The 17,505-nt window shown below is 71.6% G+C and carries 13 protein-coding genes and 1 pseudogene; 5 read left to right on the top strand and 9 right to left on the bottom strand.

The features are described from left to right. Nucleotides 1-8: 8 nt before the first annotated feature. From ACZ4Z2_RS00660 to ACZ4Z2_RS00640, 5 genes are all read right to left on the bottom strand, one after another. Nucleotides 9-1,358, bottom strand: coding sequence for an LLM class flavin-dependent oxidoreductase (locus tag ACZ4Z2_RS00660; RefSeq protein WP_468070901.1), 1,350 nt, complete (start codon nucleotides 1,356-1,358; stop codon nucleotides 9-11). Beyond that, a complete protein-coding gene (locus ACZ4Z2_RS00655; RefSeq protein ID WP_468070899.1) occupies nucleotides 1,355-2,194 on the bottom strand; it encodes an ABC transporter ATP-binding protein in 840 nt (279 codons plus the stop codon). The genes ACZ4Z2_RS00660 and ACZ4Z2_RS00655 overlap by 4 nt, the downstream gene beginning before the upstream one ends. After that, nucleotides 2,170-3,099 (bottom strand): ABC transporter permease, encoded by a 930-nt coding sequence (locus tag ACZ4Z2_RS00650; protein WP_468070897.1) that lies wholly within the window; start codon nucleotides 3,097-3,099, stop codon nucleotides 2,170-2,172. The genes ACZ4Z2_RS00655 and ACZ4Z2_RS00650 overlap by 25 nt, the downstream gene beginning before the upstream one ends. 5 nt (nucleotides 3,100-3,104) lie before the next feature. Further along, nucleotides 3,105-4,169 (bottom strand): ABC transporter substrate-binding protein, encoded by a 1,065-nt coding sequence (locus ACZ4Z2_RS00645; RefSeq protein ID WP_468070895.1) that lies wholly within the window; start codon nucleotides 4,167-4,169, stop codon nucleotides 3,105-3,107. Between the two features lie 264 nt (nucleotides 4,170-4,433). Further along, nucleotides 4,434-5,672 (bottom strand): ROK family protein, encoded by a 1,239-nt coding sequence (locus tag ACZ4Z2_RS00640; protein ID WP_468070893.1) that lies wholly within the window; start codon nucleotides 5,670-5,672, stop codon nucleotides 4,434-4,436. A gap of 474 nt (nucleotides 5,673-6,146) precedes the next feature. On the opposite strand from ACZ4Z2_RS00640, the gene ACZ4Z2_RS00635 reads away from it, so the two are divergent. Beyond that, nucleotides 6,147-6,722, top strand: coding sequence for a biotin transporter BioY (locus ACZ4Z2_RS00635; protein ID WP_468070891.1), 576 nt, complete (start codon nucleotides 6,147-6,149; stop codon nucleotides 6,720-6,722). Between the two features lie 142 nt (nucleotides 6,723-6,864). Here the strand turns inward: ACZ4Z2_RS00635 and ACZ4Z2_RS00630 are convergent. Both ACZ4Z2_RS00630 and ACZ4Z2_RS00625 read right to left on the bottom strand, forming a co-directional pair. Next, a pseudogene (locus tag ACZ4Z2_RS00630) lies at nucleotides 6,865-8,149 on the bottom strand (FAD-binding oxidoreductase). Nucleotides 8,150-8,401: 252 nt separating this feature from the next. Beyond that, nucleotides 8,402-9,187, bottom strand: a complete 786-nt coding sequence (locus tag ACZ4Z2_RS00625; protein ID WP_468070889.1) for a cell wall protein — start codon at nucleotides 9,185-9,187, stop codon at nucleotides 8,402-8,404. 206 nt (nucleotides 9,188-9,393) lie between these two features. Between ACZ4Z2_RS00625 and ACZ4Z2_RS00620 the strand changes: the two genes are divergently transcribed. After that, entirely contained in the window at nucleotides 9,394-11,412 is a 2,019-nt protein-coding gene (locus ACZ4Z2_RS00620; protein WP_468071644.1) for a protein kinase domain-containing protein, read from the top strand. 49 nt (nucleotides 11,413-11,461) lie between these two features. On the opposite strand, the gene ACZ4Z2_RS00615 is transcribed toward ACZ4Z2_RS00620, so the two are convergent. Beyond that, nucleotides 11,462-12,922, bottom strand: coding sequence for an amino acid permease (locus ACZ4Z2_RS00615; RefSeq protein WP_468070887.1), 1,461 nt, complete (start codon nucleotides 12,920-12,922; stop codon nucleotides 11,462-11,464). Nucleotides 12,923-13,198: 276 nt separating this feature from the next. Between ACZ4Z2_RS00615 and ACZ4Z2_RS00610 the strand changes: the two genes are divergently transcribed. Together ACZ4Z2_RS00610 and ACZ4Z2_RS00605 are read left to right on the top strand one after the other, a co-directional pair. Continuing rightward, entirely contained in the window at nucleotides 13,199-13,684 is a 486-nt protein-coding gene (locus tag ACZ4Z2_RS00610) for a ribose-5-phosphate isomerase (RefSeq protein ID WP_468070885.1), read from the top strand. Nucleotides 13,685-13,934: 250 nt separating this feature from the next. Beyond that, complete coding sequence (locus ACZ4Z2_RS00605) at nucleotides 13,935-14,756, top strand: Fpg/Nei family DNA glycosylase (RefSeq protein WP_468070883.1); 822 nt, start codon at nucleotides 13,935-13,937, stop codon at nucleotides 14,754-14,756. A 21-nt stretch (nucleotides 14,757-14,777) separates the two neighbouring features. On the opposite strand, the gene ACZ4Z2_RS00600 is transcribed toward ACZ4Z2_RS00605, so the two are convergent. Further along, the gene (locus ACZ4Z2_RS00600) at nucleotides 14,778-16,016 is read right to left on the bottom strand and encodes a GNAT family N-acetyltransferase (RefSeq protein WP_468070881.1); all 1,239 of its coding nucleotides are present in this window, start codon (nucleotides 16,014-16,016) and stop codon (nucleotides 14,778-14,780) included. A 211-nt stretch (nucleotides 16,017-16,227) separates the two neighbouring features. Between ACZ4Z2_RS00600 and ACZ4Z2_RS00595 the strand changes: the two genes are divergently transcribed. After that, a complete protein-coding gene (locus tag ACZ4Z2_RS00595) occupies nucleotides 16,228-17,400 on the top strand; it encodes a PP2C family protein-serine/threonine phosphatase (RefSeq protein ID WP_468070880.1) in 1,173 nt (390 codons plus the stop codon). Nucleotides 17,401-17,505: the final 105 nt, after the last annotated feature.

The following is a 17,505-nucleotide window of genomic DNA, read 5'->3' as shown; positions in this document are numbered from 1 at the left end:
GGGTCCTTTCAGACGAGGGCGGTTTGCCGGGCGGGGCGGACGTACTGGTTGGCGGGTCGCGGCAGGCCGTAGCGCTCCCGCAGGGTCTGGCGCGGCCCGTACGCGCCGCGCAGCAGACGCCGGGCGCGCAGGATCGGGACGACGTGGTCGACGAAGGCGTCCAGGCCGGACGGCAGGACCGCGGGCATGATGTTGAAGCCGTCCGCGGCACCCCGCGTGAACCAGGTCTCGATCTCGTCGGCGACCTGCTCGGGCGTCCCGGCGAAGGTCAGGTGCCCGCGTCCGCCGCCGAGCCGCCCGATCAGCTGCCGCACGGTGAGCCGCTCCCGCCGGGCCAGTTCGACGACGAGCGTGTAGCGGCTCTTGGCGCCCTCGACGGCGCTCTCCGGCGGCAGGTCGTCCGGCAGCCGGGCGTCCAGCTCCAGCGTGCCGGGCTCCAGTTGGAGCAGTGCCTCCAGACGGCCCACCCCGTGCGTGTACACGATGTGGTCCTCCAGCACCTGCTCGTTGGCCAGGGCCTCGGCCTCGGTGGAGCCGAGCACCGGCACGATGCCGGGCAGCACCTTGATGTGGTCGGGGTCGCGTCCGGCCGCCGCGGTACGGGCCTTGAGGTCGGCGTAGAAGCCCTGCGCGTCCTCGATCGTCTGCTGGGCGGTGAACACCGCCTCCGCGTAGCGGGCCGCGAACGCCTTGCCGTCCTCGCTGGACCCGGCCTGCACGAGCAGCGGGTAGCCCTGCGGGGTGCGCGGCACGTTGAGCGCGCCCTCGACGCTGAAGTACCTGCCCTTGTGCCGGGGCGGATGGACCTTCGCGTCGTCGCCCCAGACACCGGCCGCCTTGTCGGCGACGATCGCGTCGTCCTCCCAGCTGTCCCACAGCTTCAGCGCCACGTCGAGGAACTCGGCGGCCCGGGCGTACCGCTCGGCGTGCGCGGGCTCGGCGTCCAGGCCGAAGTTGCGGGCCGCCTCCGCGCCGGCGGTGGTGACGATGTTCCAGCCCGCCCGGCCCCGGCTGATGATGTCGAGGGAGGCGAACTTGCGGGCCAGGTTGTAGGGGGAGTTGTAGGAGGTCGACGCGGTGGCGATCAGACCGATGTGCTCGGTCGCCGTCGCCAGGGCCGTCAGCAGGGTGAGCGGCTCCAGCGCCCCGGCCGGACGCTGGGCGAGGTTCCCCCACAGCTGGGGGCTGTCGGCGAGGAAGAGCGAGTCGAAGGTGCCGCGCTCGGCGGTCCGCGCGAGCCCGACGTAGTGGTCCAGCTCGACATGTGCGTACGGGTCGCTCCCGGGCAGCCGCCACGACGCCTCGTGGTGGCCGGTGTTCATCAGGAACGCGTTCAGGTGAAGCCGTCTGGTGGTCATCGGTGGTCCTTGGAGGTCACTGGTGGTTCGCGGTGGTCACTGATCGGGCTCGGTGTCCGACCGGGGGCCTCCGCGGCGCCTCCCGGGTCCTCGGTCACCCCGAGCGCGGCCAGCAGCCGCTCCCGGTACTCGCCCAGCAGCGGATCGCGGTACGAGCGCGGATGCGGGCGGTCGATGGTCAGGTCGAGGCCGATACGGCCGTGCTCCAGCACCAGCACCCGGTCGGCGAGCACGATCGCCTCGTCGACGTCGTGGGTGACGAGCAGGACGGAGGGGCGGTGGCGCTCCCACAGCTCCCGCAGCAGCGCGTGCATCCTGATCCGGGTCAGCGCGTCCAGCGCGCCGAACGGCTCGTCGGCCAGCAGCAGTTCCGGCTCCCGGACGAGGGAGCGGGCGAGCGCGGCACGCTGGGCCTCACCGCCGGACAGCTCGTTGGGCCAGGCGCGCTCCCGCCCCGTCAGGCCCACCTCGGCCAGGGCGGCCCGTCCCTTCTCCTCGCCCTCGGTGCCCAGCAGCACGTTGTCCAGCACCCGTCGCCACGGCAGCAGCCGGGAGTCCTGGAAGACCACCGACACCCGCTCCGGGGCCGTCAGCCCGCCGCTGCCCGTGACCTCGTGGTCGAGGCCCGCGACCGCCCGCAGGAGGGTGCTCTTGCCGGAGCCGCTGTGCCCGAGCAGGGCCACGAACTGCCCGGCGGGGATGTCGAGGTCGATCCCGTCGAGGACCGCGCGCCCGTCGAACGACCGGGTCAGCCCGCGCAGCCGTACGGCGGTCCGGTCGGCTTCGGCGTGGGTGGGTTCAGCCGTGGCGGTCAGCTGCTCAGTGTGCGTCGCCATGACAGCACCCTCCGTTCGATGAGACGGACCGCGCTGTCGGAGACCAGGCCGAAGATCCCGTAGACGACCAGCCCGACGAGGATGACGTCGCTCTGGCCGTAGTTCTGGGCCTGGAACATCATGTAGCCGAGTCCGTTGGTGGCGTTGATCTGCTCCAGGACGACCAGGCCCAGCCAGGAGCCGGTCACCCCGAGCCGCAGCCCGACGAAGAAGCCGGGCAGCGCGCCGGGGATGACGATCTCCCGGACGAACCGGAACCGCGACAGGCCCTGCACCTCGGCGAGTTCGACGAAGCGGCTGTCGATGCCGGCCAGCGCGGCGTGCGTGTTCAGGTAGATCGGGATGTAGACGACGATGGCGATGATCGCGATCTTGAAGGTCTCGCCGATGCCCAGCCACAGGATGAACAGCGGGATCAGACCGAGGGTCGGGATCGCCCGGTTCAGCTGCACCGTCCCGTCGATCAGCGCCTCGCCGGCCCGGCTGAGCCCCGAGGCCAGGGCGAGCGCGATCCCGGCGGTCAGCCCGATCGCGAACCCGGACGCCGCCCGTCGCAGCGAGGTCAGGATGTCGGTCGGCAGGGTGCCGTCGGTCCACAGGCGGACACCGGTCTCCAGCACGGTCCAGGGGGCCGGGACCGCCGCCGGGTCCAGCTGCCCGGCGGCGGAGGCGGCGGCCCACAGGGCGAGGAAGAGCAAGGGGCCGACGAGCCGGGTGGCGGGCAGCCGCCGCCCGGGGGAGAGCCGGCGCCGCCTGCGCACCTGGGCCGGCGCCTCGACGGAGGCCGGCGGGGCCGCGGCGACGGGTGCGGCGACCTCGCCGACCGTGCCGTTCGCCACGCCCGCCGTACCTGCGGCGCTTGCCGTGCCTGTGGTGCTTGCCGTGCTCGTGGTGCTTGTGGTCATGGCCGTCACCTCCGGTACTCCGCGGGCACGGCCTTCGCCGCGAGCGCCTCGAAGCGGCGGTCGAAGAGCGTGCCGACATCGAACTTCTTCACGAAGCCGCCCTCCGCGAGCAGCTCCGCCGTCTCCTGCTCCCACTTGATCGCCTCGTCCCAACTGGGCGGGAACAGCGGCTTGTTGGCGAGATCACTGATCGACTTCGCCTGGGCGGCGGTCAGGTTCTGCGTCTTGACGTAGAACTCCTCGTTCCAGATGTCCGGGTGCTCGTACTGCCAGACCGCGCCCTTCGCCCAGTACGGGATGTACGCGGCCACCGCCGCGGCCTTCGCCGAGTCGGCCAGCACGGACGCCGGCGCCCACAGCAGGTTGAGCAGGTCCACCACGTCGGTGGTGATGGTGCGGGCGCCCTTCGCCCCGTACTGCTGGAGATAGGCGGGCGCCTGCTGGTTGCCGAGCGGCGCGATGTCCACCTGGCCGGACTGGAGGGCCGTCAGGAACTGGTTGCTGGTCAGCGGGACGAGCTCCACGTCGTCGTAGGCGATCCCCGCCTCCTTCAGCGCCCGCAGCAGGACGACGCCCTGCGCCTGCCCCTGCGAGAAGGCCAGTTTCCTGCCCTTGAATTCCCTGACCGAGGTGATGTCGCTGCCGGGCTTGGTGGCGAACAGATAGTTCGGCTTGCGGGTGATGTTGATCGCGACGATCTTCGCGTCGTAACCCTGGTAATGCGCCTGGATCGGCGGGATTCCCGCGTTGTTGGCGACATCCAGGGAACCGGAGCGGAAGGCGTTGATGACATCGGGACCGGCCCCGATGTTCGCCCAGTTGCTCACCTTGAAAGGCAGCTCGCCCAGTCTCGCGAGTTTCAGCTGCAATTGCTGCTGGTTCTGGAACGAGGCGATCTTCAGACTGGTGCCCGGCGGGACCTTGGTCGCCAGCGGCGCGTCCACCGCCGTCCCTGCGGTCGCCGCACTGCTGTCGGCGCAGCCGCTCAGCCCGACGGCGGCGGCGCCGGCGCCGAGGAGGGAGGTGAGGAACAGACGCCGGTCGAGACCGGGCGGGGCGGACGAAGACATGGGAGGACCCCCTGGGATTCACAGGAAATGCGCGAGGCGAGCGCAAGGCGGGAACGCGCACGGAAATCACGGCGAACGGATGCCGGAAATGGAGAAATCACTGCGGGAGAAGGCCGGAGAAGCGGGCGTCCACGCAGGAGGAAGAACACGCCCGAGGCGCGTCAACGTGTCAGCAACAGAGGGTGCGACAGGTCGTGAGAAGCATGAACATGATGTTCCCGGTCCGGTGTCGGAGCTGTCAACATTCGGAGTTTCTGAATTAATTCACCTGGGCGCCGCGGCCAGCGGATCGCGATAGAGCACGTCCAGGGCCACCGCACCCCCCGCCGTGGCCAGCACGGCGTCCGGGAAGCTGGTCGGCCGGACGTCCGCCGCCCGGTCGTGCGCGACGGCACCGCGCAGCGCGGCGAGGCAGTCCTCGCGGGCGATGGCCCCGATCTCGGTGACGACGACGGTCTCCGGGTTCAGCACGTCGAGCAGCAGCCCCACGGCCCGCCCCACCATCCGCGCCCGTTCCACCAGCAGCCGTACCGCCACCGGGTCGCCGCCCGCCGCCGCGTCCACCACATGCGTCGGGTTCACCCCGGCGATGACGCCGGCCTCCCGTGCCCGCCGGCACAGCGTCCGCTCGCTCAACTCGGCCTGGAGGCAGCCCGTTCGCCCGCAGTCGCAGGGCTCCGTGCCGCCGGGCAGCGGCAGATGGGCGATCGCCCCGGACTGGGAGCGCGGACCGTGGTGCACCTCGTCGTTGGTCGCGAACGCCGCGTCCACCACGTTGCCGACGAACAGATGCAGCACGCTCCGGCTGCCCCGGGCCCGCCCGAAGAGCCGCTCCGCGTCGACCAACGCCCGCGCGTGCCCGTCGACATGGACCGGCAGCTCCGTGCGGGCGCCGAGCACCTCCCGCACCGGCACCTCCCGCCAGCCGAGCAGCGGATGCTCCACGACGGTCCCGGTCTCCCGGTCCACCCAGCCGCCGGCCGCGAACCCGACCCCGAGGGGCCGGCGGCCCGGCAGGGCCGCCGACAGCGCGGCGATGCCGTCGGCGGCGCGTGCCAGCACCACGCCCGGATCGGTGGTGCCGTCGTGCTTCATCTCCCGCCGGACCAGCACCCGTCCGCGCAGATCGAGCAGCGCGACCGTGGTGAAGGGCACCGCCACATGCACCCCGGCCACCGCGAACCGCGAGTCGTCCAGGTCGAGCGGTATGTGCGGGCGCCCCGACCCCTTGGACTGCCGGGGAGGTTCGGCCTCCCGGATGAGGCCCAGCCGCGCCAGCCCGGCGCAGTGGTCGGTCACCGAGGCCGGCGACAGCCCCGTCACCCGCGCGATGGTGCTGCGCGCCACCGGCCCGTGCTCCAGCACGGACCGCAGCACGACGCTGGCACTGGTCCGCCGCCGGTCGCTGTCGGCGGCCCGCGGCACGGGAGAGGAACGGGACGGAAGGGGGGAGCGACGGGGAACGGAAGGGGAAAGAGTGGGTGCTGCCGCGGTACGGGGCATCGCGATCATCCTCGGGTACGGGTCCGACACTGCGCCGTCGTGAGAAGGGAGGCGCGCCGGAGCCGCCTCACCCGGGGCGGCGACAGGTGGCCGTGCTCACGCGTCGCAGGTCGACGTAGCGACGCGACGAGAAGTACCGGGCCTGGGCAACCATGCGCTCGAAGCTAGCAAAACGGCCAACCCCTGCCCAGAAGGCGACCGACGGGCGAGACAGCACCTGTCCATCTCCCCAACCCGATTGGTGAAACCCTACAGATCCCCCGAACCACGCCGACGTGGCCAAAGCCACTCGACCTCAGTGACCGGCGTCACGCCGTACCCGGTGTAACCCAAGGTCATTGTCAAAAGTCCATCAAGCGCTCGCTCCCGCCTTTGTCGACGACTGACGGTGTCCTGTTCATGACCGCTGGGATAGCGTCACCGTGTTCGATGCCATCTACACCCTTCTTCACCCTCAACCCTCGCGGAGTCCCCATGAGTACGGCCGTCGCCCCCGCCCGCACCGGTCAGGTCCTCGCCGACCTGCTCCCCGCCTCCCGCGTACGGGACATCGCGCTGGTCGTCGGCGGTGCCGCCCTCACCGGGCTCGCCGCGCAGATCGCCGTGCCCGTGCCGGGCTCGCCGGTCCCGGTCACCGGCCAGACCTTCGCCGCGCTGCTCGTGGGCACCGCCCTCGGCGCCGGCCGCGGTGTGGCGTCCCTCGCCCTGTACGCGGTGGCCGGTCTCCTCGGCGTCCCGTGGTTCGCGAACGGCACCTCCGGCGTCGGCGTCTCCTTCGGCTACATCCTCGGCATGATCCTCGCCTCCGCCGCCGTGGGCGCCCTCGCCCGCCGGGGCGCCGACCGCTCCGTGCTCCGCATGGCCGGCACGATGCTCGTCGGCGAGGCCATCATCTACGCGGTCGGCGTCCCCTACCTCGCCGCCACCGCCGACATCACCCTCGCCTCCGCCGTCGCGATCGGCCTCACCCCGTTCCTGATCGGCGACGCGCTCAAGGCCGCGCTGGCGATGGGCGCGCTGCCGACCGCGTGGAAGCTGCTCGGCAAGTGACGCGGTGACTCCCGTGCGGGCGTCGCCCAAGCAATGACGCTCCCGGGGGTGCCGCTCAGGCAATGACGCTCCCGGGGGTGCCGCTCAGGCAATGACGCTCCCGGGGGTGCCGCTCAGGCAGTGACGCTCCCGGGGGTGTCGCTCAGGCAGTGACGTCCCCACCCCCGAAGAGGCTCGCCGGGTCGTACTCCGACTTCACCGCGGCGAGCCTCTTCAGCGTCTCCGGGTCGTACAGCCCCTCCCTGCGGTCGCCCGCCCCGAACGCGAAGTTGACCGCCCGCCCGAGCGTCCGGGGGCGCAGCAGCGCCAACGCCGGGTCGATGATCGTCCGGGCCGTCTCCCGCCCGGCCATCGCCACCAGCCGTACCAGGAACCGCCCGTCCCGGTACGGCACCGCGTCGGGCTCGTCCCGCCCGAGTGCCCCGCCCAGATGGTTGACCTGCACGACGCACATCGCGTCGGCCCCCGGCCCGGTACGCTCCAGCACCCGCGCCACCGCGTCGACGTCCAGCCCGCTCAGCACCGCGCTGTCCCCGTAGTGGGTGTGCGGCACATCCGGGTCGTTGTGGATGGTGTGGCTCTCGCCGTACGGCATCTCCCGCAGTGTGTCCGCGAACGCGGGCCCCGACCCCCGCAGCGGCGCGACCAGTCGGTCCCCGTCGGAGCCGGTGTACGCCACTCGGACCGACAGCACGTACCGCCCCCGCAACCGCTCCGGCAGCCCCGGCGCGTCCGGGTACGTCACCGCCGCGAACGACGACGTCAGCGTGGGCGGCACAGTGCGCGTCCAGCGTTCGTACGCCCGCAACACCACCGCCGGGTCCACCTCGCGCCCGTCGAAGGAGAGCGAGCCGCCGTAGAGCCGGGCCACCGGTACGAGCCCGATCTCCATCCCGGTGACGATCCCGAGACCGTGGCCGCCGCCGAGCAGCGCCCAGTACAGCTCGGGCTCCGACTCCCGGGTGACCTGCCGCGCCCGGCCGTCCGCGGTCACCACGTCGAGGGTGCGCACATGATCCGCCGCGTACCCGAACTCCCGGCCCAGGATGCCCAGTCCGCCGCCCAGGGTGTAGCCGACGGCGCCCACCCCCGGCGACGAGCCGTTGAGCGGGGCGAGGCCGTACGGCTCCGCCGCCGCCACGACGCTCCCCCAGCGGACGCCCGCCCCGACACGGGCGGTTCGCGCCACCGGGTCCACGGTCACGCCGTCCATCCGCCGTGTCGTGACCAGCACACCGCCCTCGAAACGCGCCCTGCGTCCCGTGTCCGGTCGCCTGCACCGCCACGGGCAGCCCGGCGCCGGCCGAGTACGTCACCGCCGCCACCACGTCGGCGGCCGACGCCGCACCGACGACCACGTCCGGCCGCCGGGCGAACCCGGTCTGGAAACCGGCGACCTCCTCCTCGTACCCGGCCTCACCGGGCATGAGGACCAGCCGGTCCGCCGCCGCCTTCAACTCCTGCACGTTCACGGGTCTCCTCCGCCGTCGAGACCGACGCGACCCCCTCGTGGGCCGCGTCGCGGATCGCTCCTGCGGCGGCGACTCTGCCCGGATTACATGACACCTCCCGTCAACTTTTCCAGGTGCCCCCACGGCCGCATCGTGGCGGCACTCTCGTACGGCGAGCACCCGCCCGGCGATCCGGGCGACGCGCTCAGCGGGTCCGCCACCGGCCCGTCACGCCTGCCCGCGGGCGCTCCGGTGGTTCCACCACAGGCCCGCCGCACCCGCCGAGATGAGCGCGGCGCCGACCATGCCGAACGGCAGGACCCGGTCGGCCGGACCGGTCTGCGGCAGCTCGTCGGGCCGGTCCTCCTTGCCGCCCCCGCCTCCGCCGCCTCCGTCCCCGCCGCCGTCACCGCCGCCCGGCGTGACCGGACTGTTGTCGGTGCCGAGGAGCAGCGGTGTGGCCGGCTCGTTGGGCGACGGGTTCGTCGTACCGAACGGCACCGGACCCTGCTGCCAGAACGTCTTGGAGCCGTCGGCGTTCTGCACCGGCAGACAGATGTCGCCCTTCTGCTTCAGATCGAAGGTCGCGTCGATCGCATAAGTCTTCGACTTTCCGGCCGCCAGATCGTCGATCGCACAGGCGAAACCGCTGTTCGCCCCGTCGGGAAGATCGCCCTTCGCGATTTTCGTGCAGCCTTCGACATTCTTGACCGTCAGCCCGTCGAAACCGACCACGAGCAGACGGATTTTCCCGCTCGCCTTGCTTCCCTCGTTCTTTACGACCCCGGTGATCTCCGTTTCCTTCGAAGTGTTGTCGACTTTGATCTCTTTGGACAGCAGCGTCGACAGCTTCACACCTGCCGGGCCCGCGTCCATGGCTTTTCCGCCGTGACCGCTCAATCCCCCCTCGTCATCCGCCGAGGCCGTGAAGCCGAGGATCATCACCGACGACAACGACGCGGTGAGCAGCGATCCCGCGACGGCGGCCCTGGTCTTCCCACGACGAGAACTCATGTTCCATCCCCCTTGCGTCCCCCTGGCCGTGCCTGAATTAACGGCCATTGAAGAGGTACCACAAGATTTCTCGCCACTATGCTGGAGCGGCGAGAAGTGTGACCAATGCGCGACTTTTTGGTTCGGCTGTTGCGGATGTGGGCACATGTCGGTCGAAGGGGGGCCTGGGGGTGCCGGGAATAACGAGGGGCGGAGTGCCGGGGCTTGTGGTGGCCGGCCGTTATACGCTGGTCGAAAGCATCGGCCAGGGTGGAATGGGGCGGGTGTGGCGGGCCGCCGACGACATTCTCGACCGGCAGGTCGCGGTCAAGGAAATGCGGATCGACGGCCTCGATCCGGAGGACACCCGCACCCGCCGCGAGCGAACCCTGCGGGAGGCCAGGGCCACGGCCCGTATCGACCACCCCCACGTCGTCCGCGTCTACGACGTCGTCGACGAGGGCGAGCGGCTCTGGATCGTCATGGAACTGGTCGACGGCCGTTCCCTGGAACGCCTGGTGTACGAGGACGGCCCCCTCGACGTACGTGAGACGGCCCGGATCGGTCTCGAACTCGTCGACGCGCTGGGCCAGGTGCACGCGCAGGGCGTTCTGCACCGGGACATCAAACCGGCCAACGTCCTCGTCCGGCGCACCGGCGACCGCCGCGCCGTCCTCACCGACTTCGGCATCGCCGCCATCCAGGACGCGGAAGCCCTCACCATGGCCGGCATGCTCGTCGGTTCCCCCGACTACATGGCGCCCGAGCGGGTCTCCGGCCGCCCCCAGGGACCGCCCTCCGACCTGTGGTCCCTGGGCGCCACCCTCTGCGCCGCCCTGGGCGGCCGCTCCCCGTTCTCCCGCGGCACCACCCTCGCCACCCTGCACGCCGTCCTCTACGAGGAGCCGGAACTCCCGGCCGAGGCGGGCGAGTTGCGCGAGCTCCTCGCCGCGCTCCTGGAAAAGGACCCGGCCGTACGCCCCTGCCTGCCCGAACTGACTGCGGCCCTCCACCCCCTCGCCACGCCCCCACTCACCCCCGCCCCGGAAACGACCGCCCTGAAGCCCCGGGCCACGAACGGCAACGCCCCGACCCCCCAAGACCCCACGCCGTCCCCCACTGCCCCAGGGCCCACCGGCACAGACGGCCCCGCCCCCCGGCCGGACACCCCCGACCCCCGCATCCCGGCTCCGCCCCGTCCCGTTCCGCGAGCCGTGGGAGCAGATGCCCCCGATCCCCGGGCGGCCGGTGTGGACAGCCGGGCAGCGGTCGCTGGGGGCGTCGTGGAGCCCCCGGTCACCCCCGCGGAGCCCCCGCGCGAGCCCACGCTCGTCGCGCCGCCCACCCCCGCGCAGCCGACACCGACCGTGCGGAACGCCCCCGCGACGCCACCGGAGACGGACCCCGACCCTCGGACGTCTTCCGGCGCGCCACCACCTGAGACGGATCCCGACCCTCGGACGTCTTCCGGCTCACCACCACCGGACACCGACACCGACACCGACCCCGACCCTCAGACCCCCTCCGGCGCACCGTCACCGAACACCCCCGAACTCCCCACCCGGCCCAGGCCCACACCCCCGGGGGACCTCCTCGGCCCCCCGACCCCGGCCGACCCCGCCGAACCCCGGCGGAACAGGCGCCGCACGATGCTGATCGCGGCCGCCGGGGTGGCCGTGGCCGGAGTGCTCGCGGCGGTACTGGTCCCGACGCTCGGCGCGTCCTCCGACGACAAGAAGAAGGCGTCCCCCTCGACCTCCACCTCAGGCTCGACCTTGTCGAGTCCGTTTCCCACCGTCGCCGGCACCTCCCGGCCCCCGACCCTGCCGCCGGGCGCCCGCACCGAGGCCGGTGTCTTCGCCTGGGTCCCGCCCGACGGCTTCTCCCGCGAGGTGCACGCCGGCGCCGAGGTCCACTACACCTCACCCGACGCCCGGCAGGAGATCGTCGGCAAGGCGTCCCTGGCCCGCGGCGACCTGCTGGACCAGTGGGAGAAGAAGGAGGAGAGCACCAGCAAGGGCCCCGGCTACCAACGGATCCGGCTGGAGGAGACCGAGTTCCGCGGCAAACCGGCCGTCGTCTGGGAGTACACGGTCACCGCCCAGGAACTCCCCTGGCACGTCCGCTCCCTGGGCTTCAACACCGGCGGCAAGTCGTACCAGCTCACCACCTGGTACCACCCCGACATCGAGGACCGGGCCCTCCCCGTCTACAAAAAAGTCGAGAAGAGCTTCACCCCGTTGTGAAGCACTTCCCGACGAACCGCGAAGGCGGAACCACCGCCCAGGAAACCGCTCAGCCCACCTTGTCGGTGACCTCCGCCGTGGCGCCCGCCTTCGGCCCGCTGAACTTCTCCTTGACCAGGGAGATACCGACGACGACGGCCGCGACCAGCAGCGAGAGCAGCAGGATCTCCCGGTTGCCGTGCTCGGTGTCGGTGAGCATGTAGGCGAGGACGAAGAGGATCAGCCCGATGGTGGCCCACGTCAGATACGGGTACAGCCACATCTTCACGACGAGCTTCTCCGGGGCCTCACGCTCGATGATCCTGCGCATCCGCAGCTGGGAGAAGCAGATCACCAGCCACACGAACAGGGCGACCGCGCCGGAGGAGTTCACGAGGAAGAGGAACACGCCCTCGGGGAAGAAGTAGTTGAAGATCACCGCGACGAACCCGAAGACCACCGAGGCCAGGATCGCCGTCATCGGCACACCCCGCGACGTCGTCCGCCCGAACGCCCGCGGCGCGTCCCCGCGCTCACCCAGGGAGAACGCCATCCGGGAGGCCGTGTAGAGGCCCGAGTTGAGGCAGGACAGCACCGACGTCAACACGATGAAGTTCATGATCTGACCCGCGTGGGCGATACCGAGCGAGTCCAGCGCCGCGACGTAGGAGCCCTTCTCCTTGATGGAGGGGTCGTTCCACGGCAGCAGCGCGACCACGACGAAGATCGAGCCGAGGTAGAAGACGCCGATACGCCAGATGATGCTGTTCGTCGACTTCGTGACGGCCTTCTGCGGGTTCTCCGTCTCGCCGGCGGCCAGCGTGGCGATCTCACTGCCCATGAACGAGAAGACGACCAGCAGGACGCCGATGAGGATGGCGCCGGGCCCGTTCGGCAGGAACCCGCCGTGATCGGTCAGGTTCGCCAGCCCGGCCTTCTCGGCCTCCACACCCGGCAGCACGCCGAACACGGCCAGCCCGCCCACGACGATGAACGCGGCGATCGCGACGACCTTGATACCGGCGAACCAGAACTCGAACTCGCCGTAGGAGGCCACCGAGACCAGGTTGGTTGCGGTCAGCACCACCATCACGATCAGGGCCCAGCCCCACTGCGGTACGGCCGGGATCCAGCCCTCCAGGATGACCGCGCCCGCGGTCGCCTCCACGGCCAGGACGACGACCCAGAAGAACCAGTACAGCCAGCCGATCGAGAACCCGGCCCAGCGCCCGAGGGCGCGGTCGGCGTGTGCGGAGAACGACCCGGAGGTGGGGTTCGCCGCGGACATCTCGCCGAGCATCCGCATGACCAGCACGACCATCGTGCCGACCAGGGCGTAGGAGAGCAGGATGCCGGGACCGGCGGTCGCGATGCCGGAGCTCGACCCGACGAAGAGGCCGGCCCCGATCACACCTCCGATCGCGATCATCGAAAGGTGGCGGTTCTTGAGACCGGCGTGGAGGCCGGGGGAGGGGGGAGAGGAGGAGCCTGGTGTGCCGGTGTCGGTCGGCAGAGTCGGCTGCGACGTCATGGGGGGGAGTTTCCTTTGCGCCGTTGCGGGGACTTCCGTGCGTCTGCCCACGCATTCCCCGGTGACTCTCGCCAGAGCGGGACACGAGAGGCGGCCGGGGGTGCCGCGTGAGCCTCCGTAAAGATCGGTCCAGTGAATCGGAGGTGAAAGGAATCCTGAACCTTTGAATCCAGATCGTTACTTGAGGTTTACTTGAGGTTCCGTGGTGTGACTCACGCTTTTCGGCCGCCGGGCCCCCATCGAGCCCCGACGAAACAGGCGTGTCACACTCGGACCATGCGCGTCTACCTCGGCTCCGATCACGCCGGATACGAACTCAAGAACCACCTCGTCGAGTGGCTGAAGGCCGCCGGGCACGAGGCCGTCGACTGCGGTCCCCACATCTACGACGCCCAGGACGACTACCCGCCGTTCTGCCTCCGCGCGGCGGAGCGCACGGCCGCCGACCCCGACTCCCTGGGCATCGTCATCGGCGGATCCGGCAACGGGGAGCAGATCGCCGCGAACAAGGTGGCCGGCGTGCGGGCCGCGCTCGCGTGGAGCGTCGAGACGGCCGCGCTGGGGCGTGAGCACAACAACGCGAACGTCGTCGCCGTCGGCGCGCGGATGCACTCCCAGGACGACGCGACCAAGTTCGTCGAGACGTTCCTCAACACGCCGTTCTCCGGTGACGAGCGCCACATCCGCCGCATCGACATGCTCGCGACATACGAGACAACGGGCGACCTCCCCCCGATCCCGGCCCACCACCCCCAGCCGTAGGCAGGGCGCCTGACAACCCGGGGGCGCGGGTGCGTCGGCGACCGCGGCTCCGTCGTGGCCGTTCGCGCAGTTCCCCGCGCCCCTGAAGGCGTGGGCCTGCGGCCCACCCTTCATGAAAAGCACGGGGCGCAGCCCCGGTCGCTTTTCAGGGGCGCGGGGAACTGCGCGACAAGCCCCCACCCACCCGCACCCCCCAACGCCCCCCGCGCCCCCACCCATGAGGCGCCCCGCCCCACCCCCGGAGGGCCCCGTGCCGGAAGGCCACACGATTCACCGCCTGGCCGAGGACTACCTCACCCACTTCGGCAACGGCACGGCCACCCACGTCACCAGCCCCCAGGGCAAGTTCGCCGACGCCGCCGCCCTCCTCGACGGCACCCCCCTCACCGCCGCCGAGGCCCACGGCAAGCACCTCTTCCTGCACTTCGGCGCCCCTGACGCGGAGGACTGGGTCCACATCCACCTCGGCCTCTTCGGCAAGGTCGACTTCGGCCCCGCGCCGGCGCCCCCGCCGACCGACACGGTCCGCCTCCGCCTGCGCAACGACACCTCGTACGTGGATCTCCGCGGCCCCACCACCTGCGCCCTGATCACGGACGCAGAGAAGCGGGCCGTCCACGCCCGCCTCGGCCCGGACCCCCTCCGCCCGGACGCCGACCCGGCCCTCGCGTACGCCCGGATCTCCCGCAGCCGTACGACGATCGCCGCGCTCCTCATGGACCAGAAGATCATCGCGGGCGTCGGCAACGTCTACCGCGCGGAGGTCCTGTTCCGGCACGCCATCGACCCGTACCGCGCCGGCAAGGACATCACCCCCGCCGAGTGGGACGCGATCTGGGCCGACCTCGTCGCCCTCATGCGCGAGGGCGTCCGCAACAACCGCATCGACACCGTCCGCCCGGAACACACCCCCGAGGCCATGGGCCGCCCGCCCCGCGTCGACGACCACGGCGGCGAGGTGTACGTGTACCGCAGGGCCCACCTGCCCTGCCACATCTGTGGCGGCGAGATCCGCACCGCCGGTCTCGCCGCCCGCAACCTCTTCTGGTGCCCCACCTGCCAGCGCGGCTGACACCCCGGTGGGCACCCCGCGTCAGAACGGGTGCGGCAACCAGGGCGCCACGGTCGACGAGAGGAATCCCACGGACGCCTCCGCGAGCGCCCCCTGCCGCAGCTCCCGCACCCGCCCGGCCGCACCCAGCGACGCGAGGCTCACCCCACCCAGATAGGCAGCCCCCAACTCCCGTACCGACAGCGAGAGATCGGCGGCCTCCTCGGTCCGCTCGCAGCTCGCCCCCGCCGCGCCGCCGACGAGCCGCCAACGCCCCGCGTTCCACGGGCAGAAGGCGTCCTCGACCTCCAACACCAGGTTCACCGGCGTCTGGTACGTCCGCGCCCGCAGCGCCGCCCCGACATCCACCAGCCGTACATGCAGATCGTCCTGCACCCGCAGCCCGCACCGCCGGACGTCCGAGACCATGTGCAGCCACGGCTCGTCCACGGGCCGCCGGTGCGCCACGACCGACGACGTCAGGTCGATGTCGAAGAGAAAACGCCACAACGCGGCGTGCGCGGCCGGATCCACCGCCTCCAGCGCGCTCAGCCGCACCACCCCCGCCGCCCCGCCCGGCCCCCAGTCCGGCTTGACCCGGAACCGCGCGTACCCGACGAGCCCCTCGCCCCCGTCCCGCTCCGCCACCACGCACTGCAACGGCGAGCCGCCCGCCCGGTGCCGGTCCGTGTCGAGCAGCTCCGCCTGCTCCCAGCCCGGCCGCCGCACCAGCATCCCCGGCCGCTCCGGCACCCGGCGCGCGTACACCGCCTCACAGGCGTCGAGGGCTTCGGCCGGGTCGGCGTACCGCAGCCGCACCTCCTCGGTGCCGGGCGGCACCGACAGCCTGACCCGTGTGGTGTCGACCTCGGCACCGAGCCGGTGCGTGGCGACGCCGTACCCGAACCGCCCGTAGATCGCCGGCTCCGACGCGACCAGCACCGCCAGCGGCTCGCCCCACGAGCGGACGTCCGCCAACTGCCGCCGCATCATGGCGGTCAGGACGCCGCGCCGCCGGTGCGTGGCCGCGACGCTCACCATCGTGACGCCCGCCGCCGGGACGGCCGCGCCGCCGGGAACCGTGACGCGGAAGTCGAACGCCCCGGCCGTACCGACGCATTGGCCGCCGTCCCAGGCGCCGAGCGCACGGCCGTAGTCGATGAGCGACTCGTCGAGATCGCGTTCCTCGTCCGGTGACGGCATCCCCCCGAAGGCCCGCAGGAGGTTCGCGTACCAGACATTCCAGTCGTCCTTGCCCAGCACCCGCAGCTCAGTCGTCATGTGCCATGCGTAGCAGTGCGATTCGTTACGAGCGAGTGAATTTCCCCATGCCGCGCGGGGACATCTGGGATCCTTCACAGGTGCCGCACGGGGCCGCAGGACGGCTCGCGTGTGAGATCTGTGTGAGATTCGTCGTGAACCGGCCCTCGGAAGGGGGACAAGTAGGACCTCCTGTGCACAGGGGCTGGTCCGATGGATAAGGTCCCGAACAATGGCAGCAGGACGAGAGCGGCGCGCGGCGGCCGATACGTTCACGGCCCGGATGAAGAAGCTGGTTCACCGGGTCCGTACCGGCGTGCGCAAATCCGCCGTGGACTACTTCCGCGGCGACGGCTCCGACTGGGTCGCCCTGGCCGCTCTGCTGCTGATGATCCCGGTCATCGCGACGCTCACGATGATCGACCCGGTCTGGTTCTCGCCCGCCGCGCTGGTCCTGCCCATCGTCGCGGGCGGTCTCCTGCTGCGTCCCGCCAGCCTGCTCGGCCTGTACGCGGCCGCCGCCACCGCGCTGATCGTCGAGTCCGTGCAGCTCGGCCCCTACACCGAGGGTCCGGCCAGAGTGACGCCCGGCATCGTGCTCGTGGTCGCCGCCTGCGGTTTCTTCGGCCTGCTCATCGCCCAGTTCCGCAGCCGCGTCGGCGTCCCCTGGCGGCGCGGCGGCACCATGCTCTTCGACCTCCGCGAACGCATCCGGGTGCAGAGCAAGTTGCCCCAGCTGCCCGCCGGCTGGCACCGCGAGATGGCGCTGCGCCCCGCGGGCGGCCAGTCGTTCTCCGGTGACTTCGTCGTCGCGGCCCGTACGAACGGCGGCCGCACCCTCGAAGTCGTCCTCACCGACGTCTCCGGCAAGGGCATGGACGCCGGCTCCCGCGCCCTGCTTCTGTCCGGTGCCTTCGGCGGCCTGCTGGGATCGCTCCCACCGCACGCCTTCCTCCCCGCCGCGAACGGCTACCTCCTGCGCCAGGACTGGGACGAAGGCTTCGCGACCTCCATCCATCTCGTCCTCGACCTCGACTCCGGCGACTACGAACTCTTCTCCGCGGGCCACCCGCCCGGTCTCCAGCTCAGCGCCGGCACCGGCCGCTGGGAGGAGAAGGCCGCCGAGGGCCCGCTCCTCGGCGTCTACGACGGTGCCCAGTTCGACCCCGTGAAGGGCTCGCTGCGCCCCGGTGACGTCCTCATGCTGTTCACCGACGGCCTCGTCGAGACCGCCGACCGCGACATAGTCGAGGGCATCGACCGCCTCACCGGCGAGGCCGACCGCTACGTCCCGGGCGGCTTCCACGGCGCCGCCTGGCATCTCATCGAGGCGGTGGCCAAGGACGTGAACGACGACCGGGCCCTGCTCCTGATCTGCCGAGAGGGCCCCACGGCCCCGAAGTGACGACGGTGCCCTTCGGCCCCCAAGAGGCGACCGTGCCGACAAGAGACGACCGTGCCGAAGTGACGCCGGGCCCCACGGCCCCGACCCGCGGTGACGCCGGCCCCC

Source organism: Streptomyces sp. NPDC030183 (assembly GCF_055573455.1).
Note: the sequence above shows the minus strand (reverse complement) of the source record. Positions and strands in the feature narration are given on the sequence as shown.

Coding starts and splice junctions, on each gene's coding strand:
- ACZ4Z2_RS00650 (WP_468070897.1), bottom strand. CDS start 3,099: ATGACCACAAGCACCACGAGCACGGCAAGCACCACAGGCACGGCAAGC.
- ACZ4Z2_RS00645 (WP_468070895.1), bottom strand. CDS start 4,169: ATGTCTTCGTCCGCCCCGCCCGGTCTCGACCGGCGTCTGTTCCTCACC.
- ACZ4Z2_RS00610 (WP_468070885.1), top strand. CDS start 13,199: ATGCGCGTCTACCTCGGCTCCGATCACGCCGGATACGAACTCAAGAAC.
- ACZ4Z2_RS00625 (WP_468070889.1), bottom strand. CDS start 9,187: ATGAGTTCTCGTCGTGGGAAGACCAGGGCCGCCGTCGCGGGATCGCTG.
- ACZ4Z2_RS00600 (WP_468070881.1), bottom strand. CDS start 16,016: ATGACGACTGAGCTGCGGGTGCTGGGCAAGGACGACTGGAATGTCTGG.
- ACZ4Z2_RS00635 (WP_468070891.1), top strand. CDS start 6,147: ATGAGTACGGCCGTCGCCCCCGCCCGCACCGGTCAGGTCCTCGCCGAC.
- ACZ4Z2_RS00615 (WP_468070887.1), bottom strand. CDS start 12,922: ATGACGTCGCAGCCGACTCTGCCGACCGACACCGGCACACCAGGCTCC.
- ACZ4Z2_RS00655 (WP_468070899.1), bottom strand. CDS start 2,194: ATGGCGACGCACACTGAGCAGCTGACCGCCACGGCTGAACCCACCCAC.
- ACZ4Z2_RS00595 (WP_468070880.1), top strand. CDS start 16,228: ATGGCAGCAGGACGAGAGCGGCGCGCGGCGGCCGATACGTTCACGGCC.
- ACZ4Z2_RS00640 (WP_468070893.1), bottom strand. CDS start 5,672: ATGCCCCGTACCGCGGCAGCACCCACTCTTTCCCCTTCCGTTCCCCGT.
- ACZ4Z2_RS00660 (WP_468070901.1), bottom strand. CDS start 1,358: ATGACCACCAGACGGCTTCACCTGAACGCGTTCCTGATGAACACCGGC.